Below are 12,294 nucleotides of genomic sequence, written 5' to 3' on the forward strand. Positions count from 1 at the left end.
ACGCACACTCACACATCACATACCCAGATCTGCAGCTGCGTGAACACAGCCGTGAACACGAAGCCGCAACCCGAATTTCTTGACGACCATAGAGCATTGGAACCACCTGATCCCATCCCGAACTCAGTAGTGAAACGATGCATCGCCGATGGTAGTGTGGGGTTTCCCCATGTGAGAGTAGGTCATCGTCAAGATTCAAACCCAAAACCCCTGGTCGCTCTGCGATCAGGGGTTTTGTCTTTTCCAGCATGTGCCTTTAAAGCTGCCCTGAACCGTAACGAGAGTCACGGTTCGGCAAGGTTTTCAGCGTTCAGTCACCGGTGTATTCGCACCCGCTGGTGCAGGTTTCGTGAATGCGAACCTTACTAAGCTCGGGCAGCAATGGCTTGAGTGCCTTCCATATCCAGACGGCCAATACCTCGCTCGTTGGGTTTTCCAAGCCGGGTATGTCGTTTAGATAATTGTGGTCCAGTTGCTCATAGATCGGTTTGAAAATAGCTTTTATTTCCGAAAAGTCGCGGATCCAGCCAGTGTGGGGGTCCACGGCGCCGGACAAATGAATCCCTACCTTGAAAGAGTGGCCATGCAAGCGGCCGCACTTGTGTCCCTCTGGCACATTCGGCAGTTTATGCGCCGATTCAAACGTGAATTCCTTGAAAATTTCCACAGGCTTACCCATTGCAGATACCAAAGAAACCATTCTACCAGCATCACGTCGTACCACACGCCCACCTGTTCAGCTTGGTTTAAGGCCACACCGGTACGCTGCTATACGCTCTACAGGCTAATGTGGCCTGCTCGCCTTGACCCATTAGAGGATCCGGCATGCGTGTATTACATACAGTTGGCTGGTTAATGGTCTTCTTGTGGGCTACACAAACGGCTGCCCATGATCTGACCCAGGACGAGGCCTTGCACCTCCGCGAGCAGGGGATCATCCTGCCCTTGGCTCAATTGACGGAGCAAGCGTTGGCCCGTCATCCGGGCGCCACTTTGCTTGAAGTGGAGCTGGAAAAAGAGCACGGTCGTTATGTCTATGAAATTGAGCTTGTGCTACCTGGTGGGCAGGTACGCGAGCTTGAATTCGATGCAACAGGTGGTGACTTGCTTAAAGACAAGGAAGACGACTAAATGCGCCTGCTACTTGTAGAAGACTCGGTACCCTTGGCAGATGAACTGCTCGCGTTGCTGATCAACAATGGCTATGCCGTCGACTGGCTGGCCGATGGCCGAGATGCCTTGGTGCAAGGGCAGACAGAGCCTTATGACTGCGTAGTGTTGGACCTGGGGCTGCCAGGCTTGCCGGGGCTGAATGTGCTGGAGCAGTGGCGGCAAGCCGGGCTGAGCACACCTGTATTGATCCTGACGGCGCGTGGCTCATGGGCTGAACGCATCGAAGGCTTGAAAGCAGGGGCAGATGACTACCTTGGCAAACCATTTCACCCGCAAGAGCTACTGCTGCGCATACAGTCGTTAGTACGTCGCTCCAAGGGTGTTGCCAACCAACCCCAACTGCAGGCAGGCGGGCTGGCTTTGGATGAGTCCACCCAAAGCGTTGCCAGCGGTTCAGACCTCGTCAGCCTTACGGCCGCTGAATTCCGCTTGTTGCGTTACTTCATGCTCCATCCTGGGCAAATCCTGTCCAAGGGGCACCTTGCCGAGCATTTGTACGATGGTGAAACCGAGCGCGATTCCAACGTTCTGGAAGTGCATGTGAACCACCTCAGGCGCAAACTTGGCAAAACCATTATCGAGACCCGGCGCGGGCAGGGCTACCGGTTCGGTGGGCAGGTAACGTGAAGTCATTGCAGGGGCGATTGAGCGTTGGCCTGCTAAGCGTTCTTGTTATCGGCGGGTTGGTTTTCGCACAGGCAGGACTATGGCTGTTCGAGCGCGGCGTCGAGGGCTATCTGGAAAGCAACCTGCGCAGCCAGAGTGAGACCCTGCTGTTGGCCTTGAGCAAGAAGCCCCTAAAAATCGAACTCAATGAAGACCGTGTGCTGCCTGCCTACCAGCGCGCCTTGTCAGGCTATTACTTTCAAGTCACGTTACCAGACCGGCAACTGCGTTCACGCTCCCTGTGGGATGCTCAGTTGCCTCTGCTTCAGGCACCAGGCTTAACACGAGCAGAAGGGCCTGATGGGCAACAGTTGATTGTGCTCAGGTCCGATTATCGACGGTTTGGTACGGCAATCGATATAACTGTGGCGCAGGATTACACGCCTATCCGAGAAAGCTTCTCCCAACTCAGGCGGTGGGGCCTGGGCTTTGGGGCGTTGTTGCTTTTGGCGGTTCTGATGTTGCAGCGCTGGATCGTCAAGCGTGCACTTAAACCCCTGGAGGCTACCCAGGCACAGGTCGCACAACTCCAGCAGGGTCAACGCTCTCAACTCCAGGTGGAGGTGCCTTTGGAGCTGGAGCCTTTGGTGACCCAGATCAACCATCTACAGGCACATACCGAGGACAGCCTTAAAAAAGCCCGCACAGGCATTGGTAACCTGGGGCATGCCCTCAAAACACCCCTTGCTGTACTGCTAAGCCTGGCCAACAGCGCCCGGTTGAGTGAAGCACCGGCCGTACGGGATACCTTGTTAGAGCAGTTGCACCACATACAAGCCAGGCTGGACAAGGAGCTTGCACGGGCACGTTTGGCCGGCGATGCCTTGCCTGGTACGCCTTTTGACTGCGCCACCGAGCTATCTTCACTCTTCGCTATTCTGCAAACCGTGCACGGTGGGCACCTGCAATTAGAATGGCAGCTTGCCGAGCCCGTTGTGCTCCCTTGGGACCGCGAAGACATGCTGGAATTGCTAGGTAACCTGTTAGACAACGCCTGCAAATGGGCAGACAGCCACGTTGTACTGACCGTGGCCGCTCAACCGGCCATCTACCTTCTGCTGGTGGACGATGATGGCCCCGGCATTCCCGCCCATGCCCGTGAGCATGTGTTGTCCCGGGGGGAGCGCCTGGATGAACAGGCTCAGGGGCATGGGCTGGGGTTGGGCATCGTCAAGGACATCATCGAGGCCTGCCATGGCCAGTTGAGCCTGACCGAGAGCCCGTTGGGCGGGCTGCGTGTCGAGGTTCGGCTGCCTGTTCGCGGTGCTAATTCAACTTTACAGTAGCATGGCCGATAAGCCGGGTACTCTTTTCTTGCTCATGAGATTTCCCCATGCGACTAAGCTTAAAGGGCAAGGTCCTGTCCGTTGCCATTCTGCCCGTAGTGCTCTTTGCGCTCATTATTAGCCTGTGCACGCTGTATATCCTGCGCCAGCAAGCCGCACAGGACGTTCAGGACACGCGAGAGCGCTACCTGGTGGACGCTCGTACGTCCTTGCAGAACTATGTCGCGGTCGCCCTAGGCACGGTAAAGCCAATCTACGATGCGGCCGGTGCCAGCGATGACGCTGCCCGTGCGCAGGTCATCCAGATGCTTTCCAAAGTGACCTACGGCAAGGATGGCTACTTTTTCGGCTACGACTCCAAGGCCGTACGCCTGTTCAAAGGCAATAGCCCTGAGGGTATAGGGAAAAGCTTCATTGATGCCCAGGACCCTAATGGTGTGTACGTGAACCGCGAACTGGTGAACGTGGGTAAAAACGGTACCCACTTCGTGAGCTACTCCTCCACGTTGCCAGGTACTCAGGCACTTGTCCCCAAGTTGGCGTATACCGAGTACTTGCCTAAGTGGGACATGGTGATCGGCACGGCCGTCAACCTGGATGGTATTGATGCGCAACTGGCGGAAGTACGCGAGGCCGTTCATGCCCGTACCCTCGACATGTTGATGACGATCGTGGGCATTGCCGTCGTGCTGCTGCTAGTGATCGGTGCGGTTGGCCTAGTGCTTGCGCGGAATATCCTGCGGCCGTTAACCCTGATGAAACAGAGCCTGGATGACATCGCTGCGGGCGAAGGTGATCTTACGCGGCGCTTGCCGGTAACCAGCCAGGACGAGTTGGGCGACCTTGCTGGCTCATTCAACCGCTTTGCCGAGAAAATCCATACCCTGGTTCGGCAGATCGCAACCATGACCCATGAGCTAACGGGCCTGGTCAGCGACGTGAATGATCAGGCGCAGCGCTCGGAACGTGCCATGGAACGCCAGCGCCAGGAGACAGACCAAGTCGCTACCGCCGTGAATGAAATGTCAGGGGCTGCTCAGGAAGTGGCGCGCAGTGCTCAAGGCGCCGCTATCGCCGCTCAGGAGACAGACGAAGAGGGGCGTCAGGCCAAACGTGTGGTCGACGGCAGCGTGACCCAGATTCATGCGCTGTTGGCTGATATCCGCCTCAGTGGCAACTCCCTGGACACATTGCAGACCGACGTCCGCTCCATTGTGAGCGTACTGGGGGTTATCCGCTCCATTGCCGAGCAGACCAACCTGCTGGCACTCAACGCCGCCATCGAAGCAGCCCGCGCGGGTGAAGCGGGCCGTGGCTTTGCAGTAGTCGCTGACGAAGTACGGGCCTTGGCCAGCCGCACGCAGCAAAGCACCCAGGAAATCCAGGGCATGATCGATCGTCTCGAAAAGGGGACCCATGAAGCGGTGGACGCCATGCGCCGCTCCAGCGAGGCGGGTGAGGGCACTAGCCTGCGGGCTAACGAAGCAGGCCGATCGCTGGATGCCATGGGTAGCCTGATTGCGACGATCAGCAACATGAACGCCCAGATCGCCACAGCCGCCGAGGAGCAGACGGCCGTTGTAGAAGAGATCAACCGCAGCGTGCACCAGATCGCCAGCGCAGTGGACCAGGTCGCGGACGAAACCCGCCACGGTGCCGAAACCTCTCGCAAGCTTGAAGCACTGGGCCAAGGCCTGGGCAAGCTGGTTGCGCAATTCCGTACCTGATCCGTGTCATTGGTACGGCACTTCCCCCAGTGCCGCCGGACTAACCTTCAGGCGCTCCATACGGAGCGCTTAAGGCTAGCCGACATGGAACGCGCATGAACGAAACCAACCTTCAATACAAGACCCTGCTCCTGCTGCTTGTATTGGTCACACTCGCTTTTATCTGGATTCTGCTGCCGTATTACGGTGCTGTGTTTTGGGCCGTCATCCTCGGCATCCTTTTTGCGCCCCTGCAACGCAAGCTGATACAGCGCTATCACTGGTCTCGCAACCTTACCTCCATCACCACACTCGCCATTTGCGTGATAGTGGCGGTACTGCCTGTCATCATCATCAGCGCATTGCTGGTGCAGGAGGGCACCAACGTCTACAAAGGCGTGCAAAGTGGCAACCTAGATGTCGCAGGCTATGTAAGCCATTTCAAGCATGCACTGCCGGAGTCCATGCAGCATCTGCTGGACCGCCTGGGCATGGGTAACCTCGACGGGCTGCGTGAAAAAGTCACGGCCCGCGCCATGCAAGGCAGCGAAGCCCTTACATCGCAGGCCTTTAGCTTTGGCCAGGGCACCCTGGATTTCATCGTCAGCTTCGGCATCATGCTGTATTTGGTGTTCTTCTTCCTGCGCGATGGTCCAGAACTGGTGCGCAAGATTCGCCAGGCCGTACCCTTGGCCGAGCACCAGAAGCGCCGCCTGCAACTGAAATTCACACGGGTAGTGCGTGCCACCGTGAAGGGCAACATGCTGGTTGCCATTTCCCAAGGGGCGCTGGGTGGTTTCATCTTCTGGGCGCTGGATATACCCAGTGCATTGCTCTGGGCCGTATTGATGGCTTTTCTTTCATTATTGCCTGCGGTGGGTGCCGGGGTAGTATGGGCGCCGGTGGCGGTTTACTTCATGCTCGATGGCGAAATGTGGCGCGGCGTTGTGCTCACGTTGTTCGGTGTGTTCGTGATCGGCCTGGTAGACAACGTGCTGCGCCCCATTCTGGTGGGCAAGGATACGAAGCTTCCTGACTACTTGGTGCTGATCTCTACATTGGGTGGCCTGGCAGTATTCGGGCTCAACGGGTTCGTGATCGGGCCCTTGATCGCAGCCTTGTTCATTTCCAGCTGGAGCCTGTTCGTAGGGGACCGTCCTACCATACAACTGCCCCCCGATCTGAAGACGTGACCGCATGATGTATCGATCGAGCGCCTCGCAGGTCGGGGGCGCTTCGATCTGTACCTGTGAGCCGTGCCAATGCCTGATCCGATTCCCTTAAAAGACCACGACAAAGAAGGACGCCTGGTCAACGGCCGCCTGATTGCGTGTGCGGTCCTGGTAATAGGCCTGGCCTTTGCACTGGTCAGCCGGCTGTATTTCCTGCAGGTGATACAGTACGACTACCACTCCACCATTTCTGAAAACAACCGCGTACACGTGTTGCCCATACCGCCAGAACGGGGCGTGATCTACGACCGCAACGGTGTGGTGCTGGCCAGCAACCGTCCTAGCTTCAACCTTACCCTCACCCGTGAGCGGGCGGGTGACAGTGCGCAGGTACTGGACACCCTGGCCCAGATTCTTCAGTTGCCCGATGAACAACGTCGGCAATTCGACAAAGACATGCGCCGCGCGCGACATCCGTTTGAGCCGGTTACCCTAATGTATGAGCTGACCGAGGCCCAGATTGCGCTGATCGCCGTCAACCAGTTCAAGCTTCCAGGGCTTGATGTAGAGGCTCAGTTCGTTCGTGAGTACCCGTTGGGCGAGCAGTTTGCACATTCGCTAGGCTATGTAGGGCGCATCAACGAACGCGAGGCCAAGGTGCTGGACCCTGTGGAGTACCGAGGCACCCAGTCGGTAGGGAAAACGGGCGTGGAACACTTCTACGAGCCTCAACTGCACGGGCATGTGGGCTTTGAGGAAGTGGAAACCAACGCGCAGGGGCGTGTCATGCGGGTGCTGCGCCACACAGACCCTGTCGCCGGCAAGAACATCACCCTCACGCTGGACGCCAACCTGCAAGTGGCGGCGGAAAAAGCCCTCAACGGGCGACGCGGGGCCATTGTTGCACTGGACCCGGCAAATGGCGATGTACTGGCCATGGTCAGCGAGCCCAGCTTTGACCCTAACCTGTTCGTGACCGGTATCAGTTTCAAGGAATACACGGCGCTGCGGGATTCGATCGACCGCCCCCTGTTCAACCGGGTACTGCGTGGCTTGTACGCGCCGGGTTCTACCATCAAGCCTGAAGTGGCCATCGCCGGCCTGGACAGTGGTGTGATCACCCCCAGTTCACGTGTGTTTGACCCTGGTTACTACGAGTTGCCCAATTACGACCATAAGTACCGAAACTGGAACCACAGTGGGGATGGCTGGGTGGACATGTACGCGGCCATCATGCGGTCCAACGACACCTATTTCTACGATACAGCCCACCGCCTGGGCATCGACCGTTTGCATGACTACCTGAGCCGCTTCGGCATTGGCCAGAAGGTCTCGCTGGATATGCTGGAGGAAGCCCCGGGCCTGATGCCCTCGGAGCAGTGGAAGCGGGCGACCCGACGCCAGCCGTGGTTCCCAGGGGAAACGCTGATCCTGGGGATCGGGCAGGGCTACATGCAAGTCACGCCTTTGCAATTGGCCCAGGCCACGTCGCTGATCGCCAGTAAAGGCGTGTGGCATCGCCCCCACTTGGCTGAAACCGTAGGCGGGGAGCCGCCGGTCGACACAAACCCTATGCCTGACATCGTGCTCCACGACAGTAACGAATGGACACTCGTCAACCGCGGTATGCAGGCCGTCTTGCACGACCCACGCGGCATTGCGCGCCAGTCCGCTGTGGGGGCCCAGTACCGCATCGCGGGCAAGAGCGGTACCGCACAGGTGGTCGCCATTCGCCAGGGCGAACGCTACAACCGTGCCAAAACCTTGGAGCGCAACCGTGACAATGCCTTGTTCGTGGGCTTTGCACCGGCAGAGAACCCTAAGATCGTGGTGGCGGTCATGATCGAGAACGGAGAGGCGGGTGGCCGGGTGGCAGGGCCCGTTGTGCGTGAAGTGCTCGATGCCTGGCTCCTTGACCAGAGCGGGCACCTCAAGCCCCAGTACGCCAGCCCCAACGTACCCGTGAAATCACCGGCCACCTGACACCCGGCTACACTGACCGCCAGGGTTGATTCAGGGTTTCGATCAAACCGTTCGAATCAACCTGTTTTTATGTTGCAGGCGAGTGTGCGAAGTTTGCGAGTCCGCGCCATTGGGGCGCGGCACTGTCAGGAGCGTTTTCATGGCTAAAGTACTTGTGTTGTATTACTCCACTTACGGGCACATCGAAACCATGGCCAATGCGGTCGCTGAAGGCGCCCGTGCGGCGGGTGCCACGGTGGACGTGAAGCGTGTACCGGAAACCGCCCCCTTGGACGTGGCCCAAAAAGCTCATTTCAAGCTTGATCAAGCTGCGCCAGTGGCCACTGTAGCGGAGCTGGCCAATTACGACGCTATCATCCTGGGCAGCCCCACGCGCTTCGGTCGTGTAAGCAGCCAGATGGCTGCGTTCCTGGACCAAGCTGGTGGCCTGTGGGCTTCGGGCGCTCTCAATGGCAAAGTCGGTGCAGCCTTTACTTCAACTGCCAGCCAGCACGGCGGCCAGGAAACCACACTGTTTTCGCTGATCACTAACCTGATGCACTTCGGCATGGTGATCGTGGGCCTGCCCTACAGCTACCAGGGCCAGATGGACATGAGCGAAATTGTTGGCGGCTCGCCCTATGGCGCAACCACGCTGGCAGCGGGCGATGGTTCGCGTCAACCTAGCGAAATCGACCTGGGTGGCGCACGTCATCAAGGTGAATTGGTAGCCAAGACCGCAGCCAAGCTGTTCAGCTGACAGTTATCCCTTACGTCCTTTCCGGGAGCCCGCGGCCATGTTTTCACACATCATCGTAGGTGCCCGGGATCTGGACCGGATGACACGGTTCTACACGCCCGTGTTGGCAGCGATAGGCCTGGTATTGATGCCAGATGAGGACGACGGTGGTCCGGCGGGGAAAGGCTGGCATCGGCCAGGCACACGTTGGCCGCAGTTCTATATCCAGCAGCCGTTCAATGGCTTGCCAGCCGCTGCAGGCAATGGCACTCAGGTCAGCTTTGCCTGTGCCAGCCCAGCGCAGGTGGACGCTGCCTGGGCTGTTGCCCTTGCCAATGGGGGCACCGATGAAGGTTCGCCTGGTGTGCGTGCCCACTACGACCCGGATTACTACGGTGCGTATTGCAGGGACCCTGAGGGCAACAAGCTGTGTTTCGTGCATGCCAACACGCTTTAGGTGAGGGCGTCAGCCTACCAACGGGCCTATAAAAAAACCTCGCCAGGTGCACCCGGGCGAGGTTTTTTCATTACGGCAACCGGCTCAACCCACTAGGCTGATCCCGGCGTGTTGCACAAGGTCCACCAAGGGCTGGGGGTATACACCTAGCACAAAGGCCAGGATCGCAATGGCCAGCAGTATCACGCCACCGGTACGCTGTTCCCAGTTCATGGGTGCATCATGCTTACGCAGGTTCTTCTCCATCAGGTACAGCGTGACCATCACGCGCAGGTAATAGAACAGGCCGATGGCGCTGCCCAGTACCAACGCGCCGACCAGCCACCACAGGCCGGACTCGACGCCTGCCGCCATCACGTAGAACTTGCCGATAAAGCCGGCGGTCAGCGGAATCCCTGCCAGGGACAGCATCATCACGGTCAATACGGCAGTCAGGTATGGCCGGCGCCAGAACAGGCCGCGGTACTCATACAGCGCGTCGGCATCCCGGCCGTTATAAGGCGAGGACATGAGCGTGATTACGCCAAACGCGCCCAGGCTAGTGATCACGTAGGTCACCAGGTACACGCCGATGGCTTCCATGGCCAAGCCCTTGCTGGCCACCAACGCGATCAGCAGGTAACCGAAGTGGGCAATGGACGAGTAACCCAGCAAACGCTTGAGGTTAGTCTGGTTCAGCGCCAGCAGGTTGCCCACCACGATGGAGGCCACCGCAATCAAGCTCAGCACTGTGCTCAGTACGCCACTGCTTGCCACAGGGGAGAGCTGGAACAACCGCACGATCACCGCAAACACCGCTACCTTGCTGGCGGTGGCCAGGAAGGCGGCTACCGGAGCCGGAGCACCCTCGTACACGTCTGGGGTCCAGAGGTGGAAGGGCACCAGGGACAGTTTGAAGGCCAGGCCCACCAACATCATGCTCAGGCCCAGTTGCGCCAGCAGGCTAGGCATACCTGTAGCGGCCAACGCGGTGCCAATCCCTGCGAAGCTCAAGGTGCCGGCATCGGCATACAACAGCGCCATACCGAACAGCAGGAACGCAGAGCCGGCTGCCGACAGCACCATGTACTTGATACCGGCTTCCAGAGAGCGCTTGTTGAAGTAGGCATAGGCCACAAGGCCGTACACCGGCACGGAGAGCAGCTCCAGGCCAATGAACAGGGCAGAGAGCTGCTGGGCGCATACCAGCACCATGCCGCCAGCCGCCGCCAGCAGAATAAGCAGGTACAGCTCTTCACGGTTGCCTGGGTAACCCGTACCGCCTTCACCCAGGTAAGCGTGGGCCAGGGTCACGCATGCCAATGTAGCAATCAGAATCAGCGCCATGTACAGCGCTGCAAAGTTGTCCACCTGCAACAGCGTGGTCACGCTCAAGGGTGTGATCTTGAGCACGGGCAAAATGGACAGCAATGCCAGGTTCAAGCCGGCGCAGGACAGCAGGAAGGTCTGTGAATGGTTGCGGCGCCAAGCGATGGCCAGCATCACCACCACGATGGTGACGCTGGTAATCAGCAGCGGCGCCATTGCCAGAAAGTGTTGAGAGGTCAGTTCCATTACAGGTTACCGGGCCGATGCAAGTTGAGAGAAAGCCGTGCCGAACCATTGCTGCACGCCCGCCATGGTCGCCGCAGACGTATCCAGAATGGGTTGCGGGTACACGCCTAGCAGCACCAGCAATACCGCCAGGAAGAGGATCATCGCCAGCTCGCGACCGTCCATGCCCTGCAATACCGTGTCCGACTTGGCAGGCCCGAAATACGCCCGGTGGATCATGATCAGGGCATACACCGAGCCCACCACCAGGCCGAAGGTCGCGATGGTGGTCACCCATGGCGCCACGTTGAAGCTGCCCAGCAGGATCAGGAATTCACCCACGAAATTACCCGTGCCCGGCAGGCCCAGCGAAGCTGCTGCAAAGAACAGGCTGATAGCGGGCAAGTAGGCGATGCGCGACCACAGGCCACCCATTTCACGCATGTCACGCGTGTGCAGGCGTTCATACAGCTGGCCGCTGAGAATGAACAGGGCAGCGGCCGACAAGCCATGGGCCACCATCTGTACCACAGCGCCCTGCAGTGCCTGCTGGCTGCCGGAGTAGATGCCGATCAGCACAAAACCCATATGGGACACGCTGGAGTAGGCAATCAGGCGCTTGATGTCGGTTTGTGCGAACGCCAGGAAGGCACCGTAGAAGATGCCCACCAGGCCCAGCCCCATGGCAATGGGCGCAAATTCGGCCGAAGCGTTGGGGAACAGCGGCAGGGCAAAGCGCAGCAGCCCGTATGCTGCCGTCTTCAACAGAATACCGGCCAGGTCCACCGAGCCCGCAGTAGGGGCCTGGGCGTGAGCGTCAGGCAACCAGGAGTGCACTGGAACAACCGGCAGCTTCACAGCGAAGGCGACGAAGAAGCCCAGCATCAGCAGGTATTCCGTGCCGGCTGGCAGGTTCGCCTTCAGCAGATCGCTGTAGTTGAACGTGATCACGCCCGTGTTGTTGAAGTTGACCAGTACCAGGCCCAGGATGGCTACCAGCATGATCAGGCCGCTGGCCTGGGTGAAGATGAAGAACTTGGTGGCGGCGTAGATCCGGGTGCGTTTTCCGTCCGACGAGCTATGGCCCCAGAGCGCGATGAGGAAATACATCGGCACCAGCATCATTTCCCAGAAGAAGAAGAACAGGAACAGGTCCAGCGCCAGGAACACGCCGATCACGCCACCCAGAATCCACATCAGGTTGAGGTGGAAGAAACCCACGTGGCGCTGGATCTCTTTCCAGGAGCACAGTACCGACAGTACCCCCAGCAAGCCGGTCAGCAGGATCATCAGCAACGACAGGCCGTCGAGGGCCAGGTGCACGCTGATGCCGAACCGTTGAATCCACGCCAGCTTGAATTCGACAGCCCATACCGGGTCGGCCCCTGGCGCAGGCGCCAGGGAGTAATCGCCCTGGGACCAGAGCCAGAGCCCTAACGCCAGTTCCAGGGACATGGTCAGCAACGCGATCCAGCGGGGCAGGGTGGCGCTTCCGCGCTCAGCCATCCAGCACAGAAGGCCGCCAATGAAGGGAATCAGGATCAGCCAAGGCAAAATCATGACGGGTTCGTTTCCTTTCGCAAAGTCGCAAGGTTCATAG

Annotated in this window: 11 protein-coding genes, 1 rRNA gene and 1 pseudogene; 10 read left to right on the forward strand and 3 right to left on the reverse strand. The window is 58.8% G+C overall.

The features are described from left to right. The first annotated feature begins 78 nt into the window (after positions 1–78). A 5S ribosomal RNA gene (gene rrf / locus HBH25_RS00005) occupies positions 79–194 on the forward strand. Between the two features lie 116 nt (positions 195–310). Here the strand turns inward: rrf and queD are convergent. Continuing rightward, positions 311–667, reverse strand: coding sequence for a 6-carboxytetrahydropterin synthase QueD (gene queD / locus HBH25_RS00010; protein WP_168081389.1), 357 nt, complete (start codon positions 665–667; stop codon positions 311–313). Positions 668–825: 158 nt separating this feature from the next. Here queD and HBH25_RS00015 point away from each other — a divergent pair, with 158 nt between their 5' ends. The 9 genes and pseudogenes from HBH25_RS00015 to HBH25_RS00050 all read left to right on the forward strand — a co-directional run bounded on the left by HBH25_RS00015 (position 826) and on the right by HBH25_RS00050 (position 9,161). Next, complete coding sequence (locus HBH25_RS00015; protein WP_168080257.1) at positions 826–1,131, forward strand: PepSY domain-containing protein; 306 nt, start codon at positions 826–828, stop codon at positions 1,129–1,131. After that, complete coding sequence (locus tag HBH25_RS00020) at positions 1,132–1,800, forward strand: response regulator transcription factor (protein WP_168080259.1); 669 nt, start codon at positions 1,132–1,134, stop codon at positions 1,798–1,800. Next, positions 1,797–3,125, forward strand: coding sequence for an ATP-binding protein (locus tag HBH25_RS00025; protein ID WP_168080261.1), 1,329 nt, complete (start codon positions 1,797–1,799; stop codon positions 3,123–3,125). The genes HBH25_RS00020 and HBH25_RS00025 overlap by 4 nt, the downstream gene beginning before the upstream one ends. A 47-nt stretch (positions 3,126–3,172) precedes the next feature. Beyond that, positions 3,173–3,994 (forward strand): annotated as a pseudogene (locus HBH25_RS23625) (cache domain-containing protein); the annotation flags it as partial. A 102-nt stretch (positions 3,995–4,096) separates the two neighbouring features. After that, positions 4,097–4,852, forward strand: coding sequence for a methyl-accepting chemotaxis protein (locus tag HBH25_RS23630; RefSeq protein ID WP_420708418.1), 756 nt, complete (start codon positions 4,097–4,099; stop codon positions 4,850–4,852). Positions 4,853–4,947: 95 nt separating this feature from the next. Further along, positions 4,948–6,024 carry an AI-2E family transporter gene (locus HBH25_RS00035; protein WP_168080265.1) on the forward strand — a complete coding sequence of 359 codons (1,077 nt, stop codon included), beginning with the start codon at positions 4,948–4,950 and terminating at the stop codon, positions 6,022–6,024. 69 nt (positions 6,025–6,093) lie between these two features. Further along, entirely contained in the window at positions 6,094–7,986 is a 1,893-nt protein-coding gene (gene mrdA, locus HBH25_RS00040) for a penicillin-binding protein 2 (protein WP_168080267.1), read from the forward strand. 139 nt (positions 7,987–8,125) lie between these two features. Continuing rightward, the gene (wrbA, locus tag HBH25_RS00045) at positions 8,126–8,725 is read left to right on the forward strand and encodes an NAD(P)H:quinone oxidoreductase (RefSeq protein WP_168080269.1); all 600 of its coding nucleotides are present in this window, start codon (positions 8,126–8,128) and stop codon (positions 8,723–8,725) included. 37 nt (positions 8,726–8,762) lie between these two features. Then, entirely contained in the window at positions 8,763–9,161 is a 399-nt protein-coding gene (locus HBH25_RS00050; RefSeq protein ID WP_168080271.1) for a VOC family protein, read from the forward strand. 84 nt (positions 9,162–9,245) lie between these two features. Here HBH25_RS00050 and nuoN read toward each other — a convergent pair whose 3' ends face one another. Both nuoN and nuoM read right to left on the reverse strand, forming a co-directional pair. Further along, a complete protein-coding gene (gene nuoN, locus HBH25_RS00055) occupies positions 9,246–10,715 on the reverse strand; it encodes an NADH-quinone oxidoreductase subunit NuoN (protein ID WP_168080273.1) in 1,470 nt (489 codons plus the stop codon). A 6-nt stretch (positions 10,716–10,721) separates the two neighbouring features. Further along, positions 10,722–12,254, reverse strand: a complete 1,533-nt coding sequence (nuoM, locus tag HBH25_RS00060) for an NADH-quinone oxidoreductase subunit M (RefSeq protein WP_168080275.1) — start codon at positions 12,252–12,254, stop codon at positions 10,722–10,724. Positions 12,255–12,294: the final 40 nt, after the last annotated feature.

The sequence above is a fragment of the Pseudomonas quercus genome, from assembly GCF_012033695.1.
GTDB classification, from domain to species: domain Bacteria; phylum Pseudomonadota; class Gammaproteobacteria; order Pseudomonadales; family Pseudomonadaceae; genus Aquipseudomonas; species Aquipseudomonas quercus.

Excerpts from the sequence above, each read along its gene's own strand:
- HBH25_RS00015 (WP_168080257.1), top strand. The coding sequence starts at position 826 with ATGCGTGTATTACATACAGTTGGCTGGTTAATGGTCTTCTTGTGGGCT.
- HBH25_RS00020 (WP_168080259.1), top strand. The coding sequence starts at position 1,132 with ATGCGCCTGCTACTTGTAGAAGACTCGGTACCCTTGGCAGATGAACTG.
- HBH25_RS23630 (WP_420708418.1), top strand. The coding sequence starts at position 4,097 with ATGGAACGCCAGCGCCAGGAGACAGACCAAGTCGCTACCGCCGTGAAT.
- HBH25_RS00035 (WP_168080265.1), top strand. The coding sequence starts at position 4,948 with ATGAACGAAACCAACCTTCAATACAAGACCCTGCTCCTGCTGCTTGTA.
- mrdA (WP_168080267.1), top strand. The coding sequence starts at position 6,094 with ATGCCTGATCCGATTCCCTTAAAAGACCACGACAAAGAAGGACGCCTG.
- wrbA (WP_168080269.1), top strand. The coding sequence starts at position 8,126 with ATGGCTAAAGTACTTGTGTTGTATTACTCCACTTACGGGCACATCGAA.
- HBH25_RS00050 (WP_168080271.1), top strand. The coding sequence starts at position 8,763 with ATGTTTTCACACATCATCGTAGGTGCCCGGGATCTGGACCGGATGACA.
- nuoN (WP_168080273.1), bottom strand. The coding sequence starts at position 10,715 with ATGGAACTGACCTCTCAACACTTTCTGGCAATGGCGCCGCTGCTGATT.
- nuoM (WP_168080275.1), bottom strand. The coding sequence starts at position 12,254 with ATGATTTTGCCTTGGCTGATCCTGATTCCCTTCATTGGCGGCCTTCTG.